14 protein-coding genes are annotated in these 21128 nt (G+C 47.8%); 3 read left to right on the top strand and 11 right to left on the bottom strand.

Features of this window, described 5'->3' with window-relative positions; all coding sequences use genetic code 11:
- Positions 1-57: 57 nt before the first annotated feature.
- Genes secD through ACLTD4_RS08790 form a run of 4 tightly spaced genes read right to left on the bottom strand, consistent with a single transcriptional unit; the run spans position 58 to position 7686 of the window.
- Positions 58-2253, bottom strand: a complete 2196-nt coding sequence (secD, locus tag ACLTD4_RS08805; protein WP_412313729.1) for a protein translocase subunit SecD — start codon at positions 2251-2253, stop codon at positions 58-60.
- Positions 2250-3914 (bottom strand): Na/Pi cotransporter family protein, encoded by a 1665-nt coding sequence (locus ACLTD4_RS08800; RefSeq protein ID WP_412313730.1) that lies wholly within the window; start codon positions 3912-3914, stop codon positions 2250-2252. Before ACLTD4_RS08800 ends, secD begins: the two co-directional genes overlap by 4 nt.
- Complete coding sequence (gene ytvI / locus ACLTD4_RS08795; RefSeq protein ID WP_412313731.1) at positions 3914-5002, bottom strand: sporulation integral membrane protein YtvI; 1089 nt, start codon at positions 5000-5002, stop codon at positions 3914-3916. Before ytvI ends, ACLTD4_RS08800 begins: the two co-directional genes overlap by 1 nt.
- 20 nt (positions 5003-5022) lie before the next feature.
- The gene (locus ACLTD4_RS08790) at positions 5023-7686 is read right to left on the bottom strand and encodes a cation-translocating P-type ATPase (protein WP_412313732.1); all 2664 of its coding nucleotides are present in this window, start codon (positions 7684-7686) and stop codon (positions 5023-5025) included.
- Positions 7687-8106: 420 nt separating this feature from the next.
- On the opposite strand from ACLTD4_RS08790, the gene ACLTD4_RS08785 reads away from it, so the two are divergent.
- The 3 genes from ACLTD4_RS08785 to ACLTD4_RS08775 all read left to right on the top strand — a co-directional run bounded on the left by ACLTD4_RS08785 (position 8107) and on the right by ACLTD4_RS08775 (position 11794).
- Positions 8107-9927 carry a diguanylate cyclase domain-containing protein gene (locus ACLTD4_RS08785; RefSeq protein WP_412313733.1) on the top strand — a complete coding sequence of 607 codons (1821 nt, stop codon included), beginning with the start codon at positions 8107-8109 and terminating at the stop codon, positions 9925-9927.
- Between the two features lie 186 nt (positions 9928-10113).
- Positions 10114-10602 carry an RNA polymerase sigma factor gene (locus ACLTD4_RS08780; RefSeq protein WP_412313734.1) on the top strand — a complete coding sequence of 163 codons (489 nt, stop codon included), beginning with the start codon at positions 10114-10116 and terminating at the stop codon, positions 10600-10602.
- Positions 10595-11794, top strand: a complete 1200-nt coding sequence (locus ACLTD4_RS08775) for a hypothetical protein (RefSeq protein ID WP_412313735.1) — start codon at positions 10595-10597, stop codon at positions 11792-11794. Before ACLTD4_RS08780 ends, ACLTD4_RS08775 begins: the two co-directional genes overlap by 8 nt.
- 146 nt (positions 11795-11940) lie before the next feature.
- On the opposite strand, the gene ACLTD4_RS08770 is transcribed toward ACLTD4_RS08775, so the two are convergent.
- From ACLTD4_RS08770 to ACLTD4_RS08740, 7 genes are all read right to left on the bottom strand, one after another.
- Positions 11941-13287, bottom strand: coding sequence for a PcfJ domain-containing protein (locus ACLTD4_RS08770; RefSeq protein ID WP_412331240.1), 1347 nt, complete (start codon positions 13285-13287; stop codon positions 11941-11943).
- Positions 13288-13952: 665 nt separating this feature from the next.
- Entirely contained in the window at positions 13953-14726 is a 774-nt protein-coding gene (locus tag ACLTD4_RS08765) for a Cas9 inhibitor AcrIIA9 family protein (protein WP_117622499.1), read from the bottom strand.
- Positions 14727-14763: 37 nt separating this feature from the next.
- The gene (locus ACLTD4_RS08760; protein ID WP_412313737.1) at positions 14764-15699 is read right to left on the bottom strand and encodes a DUF5688 family protein; all 936 of its coding nucleotides are present in this window, start codon (positions 15697-15699) and stop codon (positions 14764-14766) included.
- Positions 15700-15787: 88 nt separating this feature from the next.
- On the bottom strand, positions 15788-16270 hold the full coding sequence (locus tag ACLTD4_RS08755; RefSeq protein WP_412331239.1) for a YodL domain-containing protein: 483 nt from the start codon (positions 16268-16270) through the stop codon (positions 15788-15790).
- Entirely contained in the window at positions 16267-17586 is a 1320-nt protein-coding gene (locus ACLTD4_RS08750; protein WP_412331238.1) for a DNA primase, read from the bottom strand. The genes ACLTD4_RS08755 and ACLTD4_RS08750 overlap by 4 nt, the downstream gene beginning before the upstream one ends.
- Before the next feature lie 47 nt (positions 17587-17633).
- On the bottom strand, positions 17634-18764 hold the full coding sequence (locus tag ACLTD4_RS08745; RefSeq protein ID WP_412313740.1) for a hypothetical protein: 1131 nt from the start codon (positions 18762-18764) through the stop codon (positions 17634-17636).
- 68 nt (positions 18765-18832) lie between these two features.
- Positions 18833-21112: an ATP-dependent RecD-like DNA helicase gene (locus ACLTD4_RS08740; RefSeq protein ID WP_412313741.1), complete on the bottom strand. Its 2280-nt coding sequence runs from the start codon at positions 21110-21112 to the stop codon at positions 18833-18835.
- Positions 21113-21128: the final 16 nt, after the last annotated feature.

Here is a 21128-nt window from a genome sequence, read left to right as displayed (position 1 = left end):
CCAGCTAAAATTGCGTCCCGTTTTTCTTTAGACTTATGGTATTACAACCCGGTTAAATCATGTCCCATCAGGCTCCACCTCCTCCGTCTGCCACGTTTCCCGCTTTTTCACCCATAATGCCCACAGGATACTGGCAATACACACCGAGGAAAAACAGCCGCTCATAATTCCGAACAGCATCGGAAGAGAAAATTCAAAGATGGAAGGTATCTGATAATACCAGGACACCGCCACCAGAATCAGCACGCCAATCACGGTTGTCACGGACGTATAGACCGACCGGGACACGCTCTGGGAAACGCTCATGTCCACTAAACGGAATACCTCCGTCCCTTCCCCTTTTCTCATATTTTCCCGAATCCGGTCATAGATAACGATAGTGTCATTGATGGAATATCCAATAATTGTCAGCACCACAGCCACAAACGCATCGTTCAGCGGAATCGCAAACACCAGGAACACGGCAAACACGATCAGCACGTCATGAACCAGCGCCGCCATGGCCGCCAGCCCCGCCGAAAGCCCGGACAGAATCGAGAACCGTATCCATACATACAGGGTAATCAGTACCGCTGCCAGCCCCATGGCAATCATAGAGCGGTTTAACGCCTGCCGCCCAATATAGGGCTGGACGGAATACGTCTCCGAGAGCGCCGCTCCCATCTCCCCATATTCCCGGCTGATTAAATCCGTGGCCTGCTTCTGTTCCTGCGGGCTGATTCCCTTTTTTCCGGAGAAGGTAACTACCATGGACTGTTTTCCCTGGCCGTCCTCCCTGGTAAACTGGACGCTCACGTTTCTCCCCAGTTCTTCCCCCAGGGAAGCCGCAAGCTGTTCTGAATCCGTTTCTTCCTGAATCTCGTATTTCAGAGTCGTACCTCCGGTAAACTGGGTGTCCAGGCTCACGCCATTTCTGGCAAGCCCCAGAAAACCGATCAACAGGGCAATAGCCGATATGGACAGCCAGACCTTCCTGTACTTCATAAACTGATAAATCCGCTGTTCTTTCTTACTGCAAAACCACCCGGGAGCGGAAAAATGCCGTTCCTTCACCATGGATAGTAGAATCACCTTTGAATAATACACTCCGATTACCACATTGATCATGATTCCGGCCAGCAACGTATAACCAAAGCTAAGCATAGGTCCGGAACCGAACATCATCAAAATGACCGCCACAATGGCGCTGGTGATATTCCCGTCCATCACGGAACTGTAGGCGCGTTTATACCCGGCGAGAATCGCGTCCTTCAAAGACGCCCCGTCTCTTAGCTCCTCGCCAATCCTTTCATTAATAATTACATTAGCGTCCACCGCCATTCCCAGGGACAGGATAATACCTGCGATACCCGGAAGCGTCAGCGTATACTGGGGAACGGAGATTGCCAAAAGCTGCAGACACGTCTGGAAAGCCAGACCAAGGCAGGCCACAAAACCCGGCAGCCGGTATTTCACCACCATAAAGACACAGATTAACACAAACGCCGCAACGCCCGCCCCCACCATGATATCCAGGGCGGCGGCGCCCAAGGAAGGGCTGATTGTGCTGAAATTCCGCGTTGCCATGGAATAGGGAAGGGCGCCCGCGTTGATTTTGTCGGACAGTTCCTTTGCTTCCTCATAACTTTCCATTCCGTCAATAATAGCGTTTCCGCCTGTAATCTGATCCCTCACCACCGGGTTGGAGATGATAGTATCGTCCATAAATATCCCCATGCGCTGCCCGATCAATTTCCCCGTGGCATCCGCAAACTTCTCCGCGCCTTCCTCCGTAAAATGAAGTTCCACAGCATACTGCTTCAGACCGGTCTGACTGCTCTCCACCGGGTTGCTGGTAGACACGTCCTTTCCTTCCAGCATGATATTTCCGGCTTCATCACGGAATGTCAGATTTGCCATCTCTCCCAGCTCTGCAATCGCCGCCTCCGGGTTAAACTCCGTCTCCCCTGATTTCCATGGGAAACGGACGATCACGTAGCCCCGGTCAGAATCAGCCGTCACCTCCCGGTCCAGAATATTTTTGTCATCCAGCCGGGATTCCATGATGTTGCGGGCAGCCGTGACCTCTGTTTCTGTAGGGGCGCGGTCTAAGCCCACAGGCTCGAAGATAGCCTCCACGCCTCCACGGATATCAATGCCAAATCGCATATCTCTGGCGCCTTTCATCTCTTCCCCAAGGCCAAACCAGACAGCATAAATACTTAAAACCAGCAGCAAGAGCATAGCCGCCAGACTTTTTCTTCCAGGTTTCATAATCTCTCCTTTTCATTTACAGAGAACCGTTCCGTATCTTCCAGCCCGGCCCAGGCACGGGCAATATTCAGTACATGATCGCCAATCCGCTCATAATCCGTCAAAATCTCTGAATACAAAATGGACGTCTCAACATGGCAGGTTCCTACTCCCATGCGCTCCAGCTGGTTTAGCCGGTACTGCGCCGCCTTATCGTCAATGTTCTGCTCCAACAGAGCCGCTTCCTCCGCCAGATAACCGGATGCTATATAATCCGCGTTGCAGAGCAGCCGCAGGGCGCTCTTGCAGGACTGCCTCATTTCCAACAGCTCTCCTAACGCCTGTTCCGACAGCTCCAACTTCCGCTCTATCATGTTTTTTGCATATCCCGCCAGATTCTTTGCGTGATCGCCAATCCGTTCTATGTTACCAATTACAGTGAACATATGCCGCAGCGCTTCCACCTCTGACGGGGAATGCTCCGCCTGAAGTACCTTAGAGATCTTCCGCGACAGCCGGGCATTCAGCAGGTCAATTTCTTCCTCGCGCTCCAAAATTTTCTCCAACTCCGCCTCGTCCCTGTTCTCAAATGACAGGAATCCTTTTTCTACGTTCTCTGCGGCCAGATGAAGCATACGCCCGATATCCTCTTTTAACTGCTTTCTGGCGATTACCGAAATACCCAGCACATGTTCCGATTCCAGCAGGTCTTCAAACCAGCGTTCTTCCTCCGCCTTCCCCATAGGCTTATCCGGCAGAAGTATTCCTGCCAGACGGGCAAGCTGTGCTCCAAACGGCAGCAGCAAAAGCGTAGTCACAATATTAAACAGCGTGTGCATATTGGCAATCTGCGCCGCCGGGTTATCCGGCGTAAGACTTCCCACCAGGCCTGTGAGCGGCCAGATGATACAGACCGCCGTAAATACAGCCGTTCCAATCATATTAAACAAAAGATGAATCAGCGTAGCCCTTTTTGCGTCACGGCTCGCCCCAATGGAAGCAAGCGCGGCTGTGATACAGGTTCCGATATTCTGCCCGAACAGCACGAACACCGCGCTGTCAAGCCCAATCAGGCCGCTGACAGCCAGGGCCTGCAGAATTCCAACCGATGCGGAGGATGATTGGATAATCGCTGTAAAGACAGCGCCCGCCAAAATCCCCAGAAATGGATTCGAGAACCTGGTCATAAGATTGACAAAGGTATCCGATTCCCGCAGAGGAACCATGGCCTCCCCCATCATGCCCATGCCGATAAACAGGATTCCCAGACCGGCGATAATACCGCCGGCAAACTGGACATTTTTCCTTTTTACAAAAAGAACCAGCGCCACGCCAATAAAGGTAATCAGCGGGGCCAGCTCGCCGATATCAAGAGCAATCAACTGCCCCGTGACCGTGGTTCCGATATTCGCTCCCATGATAATCCAGACCGCCTGCCGCAGCGTCATAAGCCCGGAGTTGACAAAGCCCACCACCATAACTGTAGTGGCGGAAGAGGACTGAATCACCGCTGTGATAACGGCGCCCACGCAGACACCCAAAAAACGGTTGGCGGTCAGGCGCTCCAGGATATGCTTCATACGGTTTCCCGCTGCCGCCTCTAAATTGACGCTCATCATCTGCATACCGTATAGAAACAGCGCCAGACCGCCCAATAAGCCAAAAATCATACCCACACTCATTATTTTTCCTCCGCCATCTTAAATACTTTTATAGCTCCCTTTTCGTTTAAATGGCGCAGCAGCGAAAGCCCGATTGGAAAACCAAACAGACCCAGGACACCAAACAACTGCGCGCCGACAAACATGCCCGCCAGAGTTATCACAGGGTGTACCCCTATCTGGCTGCCGACAATCTTCGGCTCTAAAATGTTGCGGACCACCGTGACAAACAAATAAACCAAAAGAAGCCCCAGCGCCAGCGGATAATCTCCCTGCAGAGCCGTGAGAACCGTCCATGGAATCATGATGCCTCCGGTTCCCAATACGGGAAGAATATCAAAGAGCGCAATCAGGAACGCAATCAGAACCGGGTTTTCCACCCCTATGACAGACAGTCCCACCGCCAGCTCCACAAACGTAATGGTCATAATCAGCGCGTAGGAACGGATACACACAAGTAAGGTTCCCACCACATATTCTTTGATTTGAAAAAATATGTCCTTCGCTTTTCCGTTAAGCTGCATCAGGCAAAATCCGGTCAAATGGTGATAATCCAATGCAATAAAAAACGTAGAAATAATCACGAGCAGCATTTCAATAAATAAGCCGGGTAAGGAAGAGGCAAATCCGGAGATATGCCCCATAGCGTCCATGGACAGGCTTGAAACCATCTGCCCCGCCGACTGGACAAACTGGGTTTCCAGTTCCATGAAGGCAGAAAGAAGTGTATCGTCTATCCGGAAAATCGACTGCTCAAAACTGTCGAAAGAACTGATTAAAGCCGGCTCCACATAATACGCGTAGATATCCGGCAGGCTGCCAATGAGTTCCTTTGCCGCGGAAAACGCCTTGACACCCAGCAGGAAAATCAAAAACCCGATGGTGCTGTAAAACAACAGCACCACTAGAATCGCGGCTGCCTTCCAGCTTAGCCGGAGCCTTTTTGACACAAATCCAATGGGGCCATTTAAGACCCATGCAATCAAAAAGGCTGCCACAAACGGGGAAAGCATGGACAAACCATATTTCAACACCACAAAAGCCATCAAAAACAAAATTGAAAAGTATGCAAAATGAATAATAAACGCTCTTCTTTTCTCTGTTTTCATACTTCACCTCCTCGTAGAAATCATCGTTTCTCTCTTTTTCTGGCGCGTTTCACCCACTTCACGGCTTCCATCTGCACAATGGACATAGCGGAAAGCCCCAGGACAGTGAGCCACTGTGTTCCGGTTAAATAAGTCAGCCGGAAAGCGCTCTGCAGCGCCGGGATAAACAGGATACACGCCATCAGACCGGCTGATATCAGGAACGATACAACCAGCCACGGATTCGGACCCTCCGCCCGCACCCAGATGGGTTCGGTGTTGGACCTCTGGTTAAACGCGCGGAGCATCTGGGAAATCGCCAAAACGCTGAAGGCCATGGTCTGGCCGGTGGTATGGCTGCCCTGACCCGCTCCGATAAAGTACGCGGCGATTGTCATAGCCGCCACGAAAATACCCTGTCGTATCACCCTGGCAATCAAGTCGCGCTCAAACAGCGTTCCCGCCTTCACCGGCTTATGCTTCATAATATTTTTGCTGGCCGGGTCAACGCCCAGGGCCAGAGCCGGCAGCGTGGCTGTCGCTAAGTTCACCCAGAGGATATGCACCGCCAGGAGCGGAGCGTCCCAGTTAAACAAGGTTGCCAGAAACAGCGTTGTAATCTCCGCTATATTTCCCGCCAGCAGGAACTGGATAACCTTCTGGATATTCCGGTAGACGCGGCGTCCCTCCTTAATCGCGTAAGCAATGGTGGTAAAGCTGTCATCCAGAAGAATCATGTCCGACGCTTCCTTTGCCACGTCTGTTCCCGTCCGCCCCATCGCCACGCCGATATCGGCGGCTTTTAACGCCGGGGAGTCGTTCACGCCGTCCCCTGTCATGGCCGCCACTTCACCGTTCCGCTTTAAAGACTGGATAATCCGCAGCTTATCGGCCGGGGATACCCTGGCAAAGACCGTGGCGTGTTCCACCGCCTGGTCCAGTTCTTCCTCACTCATGGCGGATAAGTCCTCACCGGATATCACGGTGTCGCCCTCCTGCCAGATGGAAAGCTCTTTTGCAATGGCAAGGGCGGTCACCTTATGGTCGCCTGTAATCATGATGGTGCGGATACCCGCGTTCCGGCAGGTGCGGACGGACTCCGCCACTTCTTTTCTCGGCGGGTCAATCATACCCGCGACACCGATGAAGGTCATATCAAACTCAATATTTTCTTCCTCGTTTTCCGGCAGACGCTTCAGGGTTTTCATAGCAAATCCCAGCACGCGCAGGGCCTTCTGTGACATGGAATCACACATTTCCTGAATCTGCCTGATATCAGCCTGCGTAATCGGCCGGACACCTTTGGACGTCATAATCCCAGTACACAGGGGCAGCATTTCATCCACCGCGCCTTTTGTATAGGAAACCAGCTTCTGATTGATTTCATGGACGGTTGACATCCGCTTTCTTTCCGAATCAAAGGGCTGTTCAAACAGCCTCGGATACGTCTCTTCCAGTTCTTCATGGTCAATCCCGAACTCCTGGGCCAGGAAAATCAACGCGCCCTCCGTGGGGTCTCCAATGATTTCTCCCTCGTGGTCCGGGTCCAGGCTTGCGTTATTGCACAGCGCGCCGGCGTAGACCAGCTCCCGGTATACGTCCGGGTGCTCCTTACCGGCATTTTCAACCGGTGTTGTCCTTCCCGCCTCAAAATCCCCGTTCACCGCAATCTGGGTGACGGTCATCTGGTTTAAGGTCAGAGTTCCTGTCTTGTCGCTGCAGATTACCGTGGCGCTGCCCAATGTCTCCACCGCCGGCAGCTTCCGGATTAAGGCGTTCTGCTTTGCCATTCTCTGGACGCCCAATGCCATAACAATGGTTGCCGTGGCGGGCAGCCCCTCCGGGATAATAGAAATTGCCAGAGAGATTGCTACTAAAAACTGGGGAATCAGCGGCCTTCCGTAAAACGCGCCGATTGCAAAAATAAGGGCGCATACAATGATACCAACAACAGTCAGTGTCTTGCCCACCGCGTTCAGCTTTCTCTTTAACGGGGTGTCCAGTTCATCCTGGTTCTCTAAAAGTCCGGCGATATTGCCGACCTCGGTATCCATGCCGGTTGCCACCACCACGCCGGTTCCGTGTCCGTAGGTAACGATAGACGAGGTGTACGCCATGTTCACCCGGTCTCCCAGCACACACTCTAACGGCATGGTCTCCCTGGCGTCCTTTTCCGACGGAACGGATTCTCCCGTAAGTGACGCCTCCTGTATTTTTAAATTAGCTGATTCGATTAACCGTAAGTCTGCCGGAACCATGGCTCCATCATCAACCAGGACAATATCTCCCACAACCAGTTCACTGGCCGGCACAATGCTTTCCTCCCCCTGGCGCAGAACTCTGGCGTTAGGCGCGCTCATTTGTTTCAAGGCTTCGAGGGAGCTTTCCGCCTTCTTTTCCTGTACAATCCCGATTACCGCGTTGATAATTACAATCGTCAGGATAACGATTGCTTCCGTCCATTCCTGAAGCACAGCGGAGAAAACCGCCGCGCCAATTAAAATCAGCACCATAGGGTCGGTGATCTGGCTCTTAATCATCTGCCAGATTGTTTTTTTCGGTTTCTGGCGCAGCTCGTTGCGCCCGTAATGCTCCAGCCTATCGGCCGCCTCGGCATCGCTAAGTCCTTCTTCAGAGGTGTGTAACGCTTTGTAGATTGCCTCCGGCTCTGATGCGTGCCAAGGCAGTCGCTTGTGATTTTCCATATAGGAAAGACCACTCCTTTCTTTTCATGAGATGTAATCAGTTATTTATTCTAAGTCAGAACACAAAAAGACATAGCCCGCGCCTTTATAACAAAGCGCAGGTTATGCCTTCTATGTACTGAAACTTATTCCATTTATTTTAATACTATAACATGGGGCAGCGTCGCTATCGGCGTCGTCCATATAGAGTTTAGATCCTTTCTGTAAAAAATAGTTTTGGGTGTTTTATTGGCATTATATGAGGATGACGCATCTTCTGTCAACAGCCATGGCGCAATTTTAACAAATATTTAATACTTTCTGTTTCAATTTACTGGCCTCATTGATTACAAGAAAACACATTGACCAAGTAGGTTATGCCATTATATAATATCAATATTTACTGGCAGCTTCACTGATACATAAGACAGGAGAACTACCATGCGATTTTATAAAAGGCCCTTGTTCGCCATAGGTATCTCGCTTTTTCCGGTGCTGGCGGTCATTATCATAACAACCGTGATTTATGGTAAGTTTGTCCATACAGCCTTGAAGGAAGAAACAGACACCTACATGGAAGAATTGACTGAACAAAGCGCCCGACTCATTTATGAACGCGTAAAAAGCGATCAGACCTATTTGGAGGGGCTGGCGGCTTCTATCGGCGAGCTTAATCTGCCGCTATCAGAGCCGCGCACCTTAAACATATTAAGCCAATGGATTGATATTACCCGCTTTAAATGGATGGCTGTTGCGGATACCAACGGCACGCTTTACGTGCCCGAATATCCGGAAACACCAGACATCTCCCGGGAACCCTACTTTCAGAGTGCGATTCACGGTGAGTCCTCCGTCATGTGGCTGCCGGAAATCGACGGAAAAAGTGAAAAACTTGTAATATCCGTACCAATCAATAGCAGCGGAAAGTTAAACGGCGTACTGCTTGGGCGGTATTCCATGGAAAACCTGTCCGAGCTGTTTACAATCGGCGCCTTTGATGGAAAAGGGTATAATTATGTCATGAAATCAGATGGAAGCATTATTTTCCGGGCTTTAACCGATTCCATGGCGTCAGAATATAAAACGCTTACTGAAATTGCGGAAAACGCGTCCAGCACTTTGACCGCGGACGATATAGAAGCCATGCTCCGCAATATGGAATCTGGCGCCGGCGGCAGCATTACTTATGCAAGGGACGGCCAGGAACGCATTATGAAATATATTCCCGTAGGAATCAATGACTGGAACCTGGCTCTGGTAATCCCTTCTGATGTTATTGACGCGAAAGCGCAGGCAATCATAAAAAGCACGAGCTTTTACAGCGGCGTCATTTTGTTGTCGTTTTCATTTGTAGCATTACTCATTTTTTACTTAAAACACCAGAGCCACAGAGCGCTGCAGCGAGCTTATCAGAATATCCGGTCCATATACCGGACCGTGCCCAGTTCCGTGGTTCAGTTTAGGAAAGACCGCGATTACTCCATACTGGACGCAAATGATGCTTTTTATCATTTCCTCGCATATTCGCCCCAGGAATTTGATAAACGGATTGGGGGCTTCCTGCTCCCTGTCATCCATCCCCAGGATCGTGAAATTCTTGCTGTCCTTCCTGATGGATTGTCAGCACATGAATTCCGGGTGCTGGATGCCAACGGGCAGATGAAGTGGGTTTATGGAAATTTTGACTGTTCGGATACCTCTCAAACAGTCCTGTGCGCCTTTTTCGATATCAGCGAACAGAAAAAACTACTGCTGAATGCTGAACAGGAGGCGTTGATTGACCCTCTTACCGGCGTAAATAACAGGCTGGCGGTAGAAAAGAGACTCCCGGAACTGCTTCATGCAACAGAGGGCGCCGGCGCTCTGTTGATATTTGACTTAGATAAGTTCAAGCAAATTAACGATACCCTGGGCCACCCGGAAGGTGACCTTGTATTGCGGAAATTCGCCCGCTGCCTGACTGAAATCTTTGGCAGTGACAGCTTTGTGGCCCGCCTTGGCGGAGATGAATTTATTGTGTATTCAAGTGACATTGTTCTGCCGGAGATGGCTGCCCAAAAGGCGCGGCTGCTCATTGATAAGATGGTAAAGCAGATGGAAATGGCAGAAAAGAAATGCGGTCTGGCTGTGAGTATCGGAATCGCCTTTTATCCATCGGACGCCGGCAGTCTGCCGGAGCTGGTTAAGCAGGCGGACCAGGCGCTTTACCGCGCGAAACACAGCGGCGGGAAGCGTTATATGTTTTATTCGGAAATACAATGAAAGCATTAAATAAGGGTAATATGCCTGAATTTGTCACTCCTAAATTTACAGCTTTAAAAGGTATAGCTATACTATTGCAGGTGAGCTATGCCTTTTTATTTTAGGAAGTGCACTATATAAAATTTTTCAATAAATTTTGTAGCCTTAGCGTTGCTTCCGGGGTGTTAATAGTGAAGGGAGATGAAAATGGACAGACAATCATTACGTGCGGATGATTGCGTAGAAACAGTAATACAGTTCTATTCAGATATGGTATATCGTCTGGCCTTTGCCAAAATGGGTACAACCTATGATGCAGATGAAGTATACCAAGAGGTCTTTCTGCGTTATATAAAAAAACAACCAGTATTCCATGATGAAGAACATCGAAAAGCCTGGCTAATCCGGGTTACATTAAACTGCTCTAAAAAGTTATGGAATTCTGCGTGGATTAGAAAAACAGAACCGTTAAATGATAGTATCCCCTTCGAGACCAGGGAGGATATAGAACTTTATTATGAATTACAGCAATTACCGTCTAAATACCGTGAAGTATTGCATTTGTTTTACTATGAGGATATGTCTGTCGAGGAGATAGGTATGATCCTAAACAGAAAAAACTCTACAGTAAGAACCCAGTTAACCCGTGCCAGAGCTAAGTTAAAGGATATTATGAAGGAAGAAGATTATGTTTAGAGAAAAATATAAACACTTTAACGCCCAAATTCGCCCAAGCGATCATTTGGTAAACCATATACTAATAATTTCCCGTAATCAAAAGAAATGCCGAATACCATTTAAAAAAATAATCGCAGTATCGACTGTTATATGTATCCTGCTATCCTTTTCTCTGCCTGCGTTAGCATCAAATATAGAATCAGTTTATCAGCTAATGTACATGGTTTCCCCAGACATTGCTCAATTCTTCATGCCCATGCAAAAATCTGACGAGGACAACGGAATACGTTTAGAGGTGGTATCAGCCTATATCCATGACAATATAGCCGAAGTATATTTAACTATACAGGATTTGACAGACAACCGAGTTGATGCTACGACCGACCTTTATGACAGCTACTCCATCAATCAGCCTTTTAATAGTTCAAGTACATGTAAATTTGTTGGGTTTGACACACAATCTCAAACAGCCACATTTCTGGTTACGATAAGCGACTGGACAGATCGGGATATATCCGGTGATAAAATAACCTTTTCTTTAAAAGGGTTTTTGAGCAATAAAATGTATTACAAAGATATCCTTATCCCCATTGATCTTGCAGATATCCCAATTACAGAAAAAACTAAAACCGTATCGCTAACCGGAAGCAGCGGAATTAAACTATCAGATACTACAACCGCATTAATACCTTCTGATCCCCAAAGTGAATTTCCTGTCGAGGGAATTGAATTAACGGGCGCCGGTTATGTAGATGGAAAGCTTCACCTTCAGACCGCAGTTGAAAATAATTTGGAAAAAGACAATCATGGATTTTTTTATCTCATGGATAGCAGCGGAGAGCGCTTAGAACATACTTATAGTATCTCTTTTAGAGAACAAACGGAAAATTCCGATGCTATCGACTACCAGGAATACGTTTTTGATATTTCCCCAGATAACATTGGCGAGTATAAGCTGTATGGGTATTTTGTCACATCGGGCCGATGGACAGAAGGAAACTGGAGGGTTACTTTTCCTCTGATAAATAAAAGCAGTTCAGGTATTCCGACTATCCATATGCGCACTTCTCAAGGTAGTTATTCAGCTTATGCATTGAACGAACATGGAACTGTTATTTATACTGAAAGCGGTAATTTCGAGAATGTAGAGGATATTATAGAAAATATATATAGCAAAATTTATAACTGGGATAGAAAACAATTTGATTAATTAACATGAATGGAGAGAGGGCATGAAAAACCCCTTCTCTCCATTCTGTTACCGCTCTTCATAACCTACTTCTCGGTATATATGCCAAAATTTAGTTCACAAATCATATCATTGTCTTCCCAATTTGTGCTAAACGGCATCCGGTTTTAAGCCGCCTCTTGAAGCGCAGGCGCCTGTAAAACTTCCCGCTCCCATATCTTTAAAAATGCTTTAATCGGAGGGGTTGGCGGTCTGTTGGAGAACATACTCGTCTGTCCAATTTCCACTCCATTCAATTCAACTGTACAGAGAGGCTTATCAGGTTCCTTGACTTTTCGCAAAAACAAAATCAGACATTGTCTTTTGACAATCCTTTTGACATACGATCCAATGCAATGATGCAGTTTGTGTCCCTCTTCAATAATCTCCTTCACAGATCGCGGGAGAGCGATAAAGTAGCCGGACCGAGCAAACTCATAATGGCTGTTCAGCTTTTGATAGAGCCTTTGAATCTGTTTTTCATAAGCCAGCGCCTGCTCCGTATCCGATAAATCATTAACCTTATCATGTGCCTTTGGCAGATTTGCAGGATAAAGGACAAAGCTATTACTTAAATCATATTCCAACGCCTCACACATACACAGATAGTCTCTGTAGTTGTTTAAGAGCGTTTCCATATCGTAATAGCCTACCGGATCAGACCAGCTTTTTCTTTTAAACTGTTCAAACTGTTCACTGGCGTATCGGATTAATTTGTGTACGGTCATGTACTGCAATGGAACCGTCAGGTTTTCCAGCCGGCCAACTCCATACCTTCCACACCAGTGAAAAAGGTTCTCATCAAATTTAATGCGGTTCTTTAAACACCTTTTAATAAGTTCAAACTGTTTGCTGCCCGGATTAACCTTCTGAAGCAGTGGAAGATGGCTTTTATCCAAACCTAACACCTCATTAATACTGTTACCTTTAGGATTGATTACCTGATTAAGCGTATTGTAATAGTAGCGTGGATCTACAATATCGGCCGCCAGCTTGTATAATTTCAGCTTCACCATATATTCCATCATTGGATATTCTACAAATCTATTCAAGTAATTCATCACATAAAATGGTGTGTATGTTGCCTGATAAAACTGTTTTAACTGTGCATATCTCCAAGGCGTGTTTTCAAGTACCGAATCTAAATTTTTATCATACAGATAGCCACAATTATCTGCATTAAAATTATTTTGCCATCTGCTGAACACCGGTCGCGTCCCTTTCTTCCATGGAGTCATATCACCAGATTCAAAAGAACAATAAAAATCTTCTTCCTTCATATCCCCATTACTATCCCAGGTAACAAATATTCTGGCGCTCTCATAGATATCGTCATCCGGTATATCACTATTTGGATATTTGCGATATATTTTTGCAAAACGGACAATCAACTCTCTTTCAGAAATATTTTGAATAATCTGCACCGTTTCCCGATCAATGATACTTCCACGGCGGCCACGGCTTTTATAAATCACGTCCTTGTTGCAGTGAGGGCAGCTTCCCCCGCCATTGTGTTTTATTCCGGATATCTTAACCTCCTTCCCACAGGCGGTACAATATCCAGATAGCCATTTCCTGTTTTTCGAGTAAGTATAGAATATATATGCAGGCATAACCTCCTTGTGAACCCAATGTTTAAAACCTCCTGGCAGGCTGGGAACCTCCTTCATTTTCCTGACAATTACCTTTTGTTTTTTATATCTTTTTCGCTGCATACATTGATACATTATACTGTACTGCAGCGTGTATAGAGAGGTAAAGCCGTCTTCCTGCTCCTTTTTGCAGAACCGCACCACCCTTTTTTCGTCACTGATGGAATAGAAAGCACATTTTTTTCTAAACGAGTAACCCCTGTCCAAATTGTCAAAGATTGCGCTTCTCCAGCAGGTATCCCCATTCTCCCGGCGGGCCAGGGTGATGTACTCATTACGGCTCTGGAACATAGTCCACAGAGGGCGTGTTTCACCTGCCGCCACCTGTTTCTTGTCGTAGACATATAAAATAAGAACCCGTTGATGATCTACATTTTTTATCACTGTTCTCACAAGATACTGAAGCTGATCCGCAGAGAATAAACCATTGTTTAAATCCATGTTCCATTTTGGCTCTGCGTATTTCCGGCAAGCCCTTTTATTTAACTTCATCCTGCTTTCACCTCCGAAATAAAATTAAGCAGAAGCTGCCCTGCAACACCTTCATCTGCCGGAACCTCCTGTTTCTTGTGTTCCTGCTTTTTTTCCGGTTTTTTCTTAACCGTTTTTTGCTGTTTACTGACTGTTTTTGCCTGATACTGCCTGGGAACAAATTTTTCTTCTTTCTCCTTATCCTCTTCCGCATACATATCTCTGAAATAATCCTCGGCCCACTGGTAGCAAAGTTCATCCGGAACATCTTCGCCATATAATCCGCTTGTCAGTTCAACATTATTGTCTTTCATATCCTGCTCAATAAAATCCTTGGCTTTGCGGTAAATATAGCGAAAGCAGTGAATCATATTCTTTTTCGGGTGCATCACCAGCCGGGCGAAATCCGGGCTTTCCAGACACAGGGTCTGGATATGCTCCGACACGCACTCCTTCATATTCCGCCGTGTCAAACGCTCCGTATCAGCGCTGACACGTCTCATGGACGCCGCCATCACCTCATCATTATCCATGGCCTTCAATTTATCCAGTTGCTCCTGTTCGGCGTCCTTTTCCGCCTGCTGCTTTGCCTCCCATTCTTCTTTGCGTTTTGCTTCGGCAGCCTCATGCTCGGCACGCTTTATGTCCTCTTTATCGTTCTTTTCCTCTGGCTCCTCCTGGATTTTCTCCAGATCGGCAGGCAGGAGAAGTTCCTCTGCCGCCTGTTCCGTCTGATTGACGGCTTCCGTGTCAATATGCTGTAACGTCTCAATCTTTAAAGAATCCTGCATTAATAAAATCTCCCTTCTCAATCTGCCGCTTGAAACATCATAAATCGGGACCCTTGTGTGCGATGCTGATAGAATCATTGTCTCTGCTATATAAATAAACACTATTTGACAGACGGTCTTCCTTTAAAATTTCGGTATTATTAACCTCTTCAACCATGCGTGAAAAATGTCCATACTCCCCGCCTGCCAGCCCGTTAGGAATCAGTATTACTTCATGGAGACTGGAAGGCAGTATCACAATATCATCTTTAATTAACTGGGCGAACCGTTTCAGACCATTTCCATATATGAGAGCGGCGGAGCCTTGTCCCCCTGCTTCAGCAGCCATAATCCAAAATCCACCGTTTTGAAGCGTCTCTTCACACGGCATTGAAATATGTAATTCCTCATATACTTTATCTTCAATATCCTTTATAACGTTCATAACTGGCCTTATCCTGACCGGGCAATACACACGCATATTGTGCAGCGCGTCTTCATAGAGACGTTCCTTTTCAATTCCCCACATTTCCAAATGGCGATGCTCCACAGCGGCAGTCAGCGTCCTCTGCCGGTTACTGTCAATCTCTATGTAAAACATAATTGCAGTATCCAGAAACAGAACATGCGGCATTTTTTCCAGGCGAACTTTGTTTGCTTCATAATTTCCCAGCCTCAACCGTATCTTTGACCGCATGAACTCGTAATCAGCCAGGCGGCCGTCACTTGTCAGTTCCTGTAATCCGCCATCTTCTTGTATCCCTACAACTTCATCCACAATTTCAACCATGCTCATACTGCCGGACACATAATGATCGTAAAATTTATCCAGATAAATAAGCGGTGATACTCCCGGATTTTTCTTTAAAATGATTCCGGTCAAATGCTGCCCGTTATTGTAAGGAACTTTTTTAACCTGCACCTCGCAGGAACTGCCCGCCCTGTGTCGGATTCGGTCTGTTACTTCATAAATAAAATCGTTCTTTGTCATCATTTTCCTCCTGACAACAAAGGCGCGGAAATAGGATTTTACCCTGTTCCGCGCCTTTGTTTTACCTGTAAACATCAAGTATCATGTTTCTTCAATCCCCTTCTGGCAGGGACTTTGTTATTTCCTTCATGGGCTTTACAAAAAAGGGGGAGAAATTTACCGGGACAAAGTTCTCTTTATCCCGATAAAAGTAGCTTCTCTTACCCTGCTCATGCAATTCCACCACATCTGACGGCGCCAAGCTGCGCCCATGGTATCCTTCCGGTAATTCTCCATTGTAACGGCTGAAAATCTGTTCTAAAACCTGCGCTTCTGACCTGTCCACAGGACAAATCAATGTATCCTCGCACATCAGACGGTATTCTGCGGCAGGCGGCTGTGTATAATTGGCTTTGTGCAGCGCGTCAATCCCCATAAAAGCAAAGGGGATAGTCTTTCTCTCTCCGTCAAAATCCAGTTGATAAATAGGAATTGCCAGCAAGCCGCTGGGATTCAGAAGCGTTTTCAGTGCTCCGGCTCCGTTCCGGACATATGCCTCATATTCTGCCACCGACAGCCCCAAGTATTCCGTCATTTGTTCCATTCTCCGGCTCTGTCCGCCAGCTCAATACAGCCATCTATTGACTCAAAGCTGCACCTTCCCAAAAGATAAATCTGCCTGAAGCTTATTTTCGGTGTCTCTTTTTCCTGCCTCTCCTTCTTCCGTAACGCAAGCTGCCAGTCATCAATTCCCTTGTAATTAGGATTCCAGGTCAGCGGCCGGCAGTCCATGCCATGCCGCTTTGCCATCAGATATATTTTTGAGGCTCCCCTGGAAGTCATATTGTTACTGAACTTATCTATATCATTTGCCTCTACAATCAGCTCCGTTCCATTTTGGGCCAGCGCTGCAAACATGGAGTCCAACTGCTGAACATTATTAGCTCCTGCCACAGCCACAAATGAGCGGTCCATCAGCATATGGGCAATATCTGCTTTCAGCAGCCCCTCCGTGATATAGATGGTGCGTGAACATGGATTCCCAATAAAATGAACAGGACTTCCCGACGTGACCCCCATATTCCGGTTGGAAGATGAAAGCCAGATATACTTTGTCCCCGCTTTATCCGGCGGATCGTTTTTATCTTTCATTGGGGTATCCAGCAATATCTGTGCGCCGCGGATTAAACCGTCTATGCCGACTGCCGGAATCAGGATGCCTGATGTCCTGCGGAAGAATTTCACCGTCCATCTGCCGCCTTCGTCCAGATAGAATCCCGGAACGCCCTGTACCGTGCAGCCCTGCTGAATCAACCGGTCCGTAAGAGAACGGCATAGGAAGGGCGGAGGCGTGCTTTTAAATCCCAAAGTATCAATCTGTTTATCGGACAGCCCGCGCTTCGCAGAGCGCAGGTGCAATCGGTGCGGCGTCCTCAACGTCAACATTCCAAAAAGCATAGAAAGAGTTTGATGAATCTCCTGTATGCTGGCGCGGGGAGATTGCGGAATTTCTTTTAAAGCCATGCCAGCTTGACCCATACTGTTTTCCGGTACAGCCGCGGGCGCCGGTAATCCCGAACCGGAATCACCGGTACTTTCTGTGAAGTTTAAATCCCGCCTGCTGCTGTGCACGGTATTCTCAATCCGGAGGGCCTCGCGTATTTCCCTGTTGGCCTCTGAATTTGAGATATGGTTCAGCCTTGCGTAAAGGCTTAACATTCCGCCCTGTTCTCCGCAATAATTACAGCGCCACACATTCTTGACATAGTTCAGGTTCATCTTACCCCTCTGGTCTCCACAAAACGGGCAGTCTGTATAAATGCTGTTTGGTCCTGGCCGCCGTCTCTGTAAATGCAGCAGCTCCGCCACGTCCAATATCCCATACGGGAAATCCTGGGGATAAGAGTCCATCTGCCGTTTCTCCCTTCTTCATGGATGTAAACCTTAATCCGTAATCTTTAACCGGCTTTTTGTCCGTTCAGCGAATCCCACATAATCTGGGCCGCCGCCCGGAGGATATTGTTATTCTTCTTATAACCATAGACATACCATTTAAGGCTCGGCGGACGGCGTTCTGCCACCTCGGCCATGGTCCAGCCGCTACAGGTTCCTTCATCAACCGTTACACGCTGGGCTTCCTCAAAGGTCATTCTTTTTATGATCTCCGCCACAGGCATATCCGCCGTATAGCTGACCTGGCTCTGTTCCATCTCCTGGATTACCCGACCGGAGCCAGCCCCACAATTCGGGCTGGACGTATCTGTTTTCATACTTTCGGCTTTATCATCAGCGGCAGCCTCCATTAATTCCGTTGGAAGCTGGTCCATTTCCCCGCTGGTATCTGAATGTTCTCTCTGGGGTAAGGTGTCCGCCGCCGGTGTTGTGACTGTCCTTTCTTCCGCTTGCACCGGGATTTTGGTAATTTCAGCACTTCGCTGTGGGCTTTCACCGGTATTTGGAATCTGCTGCGTAACCGTGGCAGTGTTTACAGTCTGTTTTGGAATTTCTATATTATCCGCAATTTGTAGCGGAGTTTCGGTGACTTTTGCTGTCTGCGGCGAGATTCCATCCTGCTGCCGGCCGTCTGCCCCGGGCTTCACCACATTGCTGTCCTTCCCGGCAATCTGTCCGTCAGCCAGAGGAATTTCACTTCCATACCGCTCCTCATTCTTACCAACGCATACATCGGCAAACTGCAAACCAAAGCCGGAGTTTGTCAGCGCCTCGTCCAATGCCGCCTCCTGGGCCGCCTTTACATAATGCCCGTCCGGGATTTCCCCGCAGGTGCAGGCGGCTGTAAAATTGCCAATGGGTTCCGCGTCACTGCGGTCCATATAAACCCTGGCTTCAAAAATCGCAAGCTGTTCCGTGATACGAAGCGCGTTTAGCTTCAGCCTCCCATTGGGGTAAGCCAGCCGAAACCACAGCTTTTTATACCGGAGATCCAGCTTCAGGACTTCCTCCTTCCCGGTTCTTGAGACAGTCCGGCGCAACAGTTTACGCGGGTCAAAGCCCTGGACTTTGTTCAGCTCTGCCACAGCAGGAATCCCCTCGTACAAAGATGTTACTTGATGTTTCTTTTCACTCATTGCAAAAACCCCTTTCATAAATAAAATAAGAGACACGCCATGCTTTTTCTGCACGCTGTATCTCATTTTTAACCTGCGTTTTTCAATTCAAGTTCCTCTAAATCTGCCGGTATCGGAAGTCCCGCCCGTTTGGCAAATGCTCTGTAATACAGCCGGATTCGATACCCTAAAAGCGTATTGCGCTTTTTATTCCCATCTCGGTGAATCGCTGTAAGGAGCGCTGATTTCTGCCCTATCAATATTACCTTTGTTTTGGCACGCGTTACCGCCGTATAAAGCAGATTGCGGTAAAGCATGATTTTATGGGCCTCCAGCACCGGAATCAATACGATTGAAAACTCGCTTCCCATGGCTTTGTGGACCGTAGTGGCATAAGACAGCTCCACATGTGACAGATCCTCTATCCCATATTCCAGTTCCCGACCGGCTCCAAAATCCATGCCGATCCGTGTTCCCTCCGGCGTATCCTTAACATACCGGATAAATCCCAAATCTCCATTGGATACGTGCTCCGTGTTCTTTGTCTGCATAATACGGTCACCCACACGGAAAGATATGGCTCCTGCGTGTATTTCATCTTCTGTAGAACAGAATGGGTTTACCCTCTCCCGGATAACCGCGTTTAAATGAGTGACAGAAGCAGCCCCATCTTCGCGGAACGGTGAGAGTATCTGTACCTGCTCAATCCCATTTTCCAAAATCTCCTGACAATAGCCTTCAACAATCAGCTCCGCGGCTTTTACCTGGTTGACGCTGGGAATAAAAGTAAAGTCACCGCTGTCGTGCAGCTTGGTACAGCCTTTGTTAATCAATCGGGCATTGTGGGGAATATGGCTGTCTTTATCCTGCCGGAAAATTTCGTCCAGCACAGTGACAGGAATCAAACCACAATGAATCATCTCATACAGTACATTGCCGGCGCCTACGCTTGGAAGCTGGTCCACATCACCCACAAATACAATTTTTGTGTCCCGTTTTATCCGCTTAAAGAACTGGCACATCAGCCACATGTCCACCAGGGAAACCTCGTCCACGATAATTAAATCAGCTTCTAAAGCCTCGGGTTCCCTTTTCCTACAGTTTTCATCTTCCTCGCTGATTACACTTAAACCGCTGTGAAGCGTGCTGGCCTCCTCAAATCCTGTGCTTTCCACCATTCGACGGCTCGCACGGCCGGTAGGAGCCATGAGCATAATTTTACCTTTCGGATTCAGGATACGGAACATCTCGATGATTGCTCTAATGGCAGAGGTCTTTCCTGATCCTGGCGGTCCCGTTATAATGGAGAGATTATAGACACATGCCTGTTGAACCCCTTTTGACTGCTTGACAGACAGGGTAAGACCGAACCGGGCCTTTACCTGCTCCAGAATGGAATCCATATTGGGGCATGGCGTTCTGTCCAGCAGCCGCAGCGCAATCTGGCGGGCCGTCTCGTCTTCCATTGCAAAAATATTAGGTTTATAAATATGTTCCTTCATCGACACAACGGTTCCGCTTAAAATAAGCTCTTGCAGCATGTCCGCCACCTGCTGCTCCCGAATACGCTGGCCGGGAAGCAGAATCTTTTCATTCAGCAGGCATAAGGCCGCCTTTATCTGATCCTTTTTCAGCAGGAATAAATGTCCATTTTTCCTTTTTGCCTCGTCCAGCACACAGAGAAGCGCGCCTTTGATACGCAAGGGGTCATGCAGATCACCTCCGCTTTTCTGCCGGATACTGTCCACCCGCCGGAAGCCAAAGCCTGAAATCTGGCACAGCTCAAAGGGGTCGTTTTCTAGAATCTCCATGCTGGCAGGGCCAAAGTGCTGGTATATCTTCAACGCTGTCTTTGGCGTCAGTTTATAAGGAGCCAATAAGGTCATCAGATCCCGAAGCATACGGCTTTCCGCGTAAGAGGTTTTAATATCCTCCAGCTTATTTTCCGTTATTCCTCTGATTTCCAGCAGACGTTCCGGCTGTTGTTCCAAAATGTCAATGACACCCACGCCAAATCTGGCTACTATGTCAGAGGCCATCTTGGGGCCAATTCCCTTAATCAGCCCGGAGGAAAGATATCCTTCCACACCGCTTCTGGTTTTAGGAACAATTTCCTGCCATTGCTCCACCTGTAACTGATAACCGTGCTTTTTGTTGAGCACCCATTCCCCCTCCAGCGATAACTCCACCGCGTCTGTGCGGGGCAGCTCATATCCTACGGCAATAAAGCGAATCAGGTGATCCTTATTCCGTACAGGCGAGCGGGCGTTCTCCGGGATTGTCCGGTCTGAAGTTTTTACACTGATAATACAGTATTTATTTGCGGGATTATAAAATATGGTTCTGTCATAGGTTCCGGTACAATTCATTTTCGTATCCTCCATT

The organism is Hungatella sp. (genome assembly GCF_046966825.1).
This window is presented reverse-complemented; position numbering and strand designations above follow the sequence as displayed.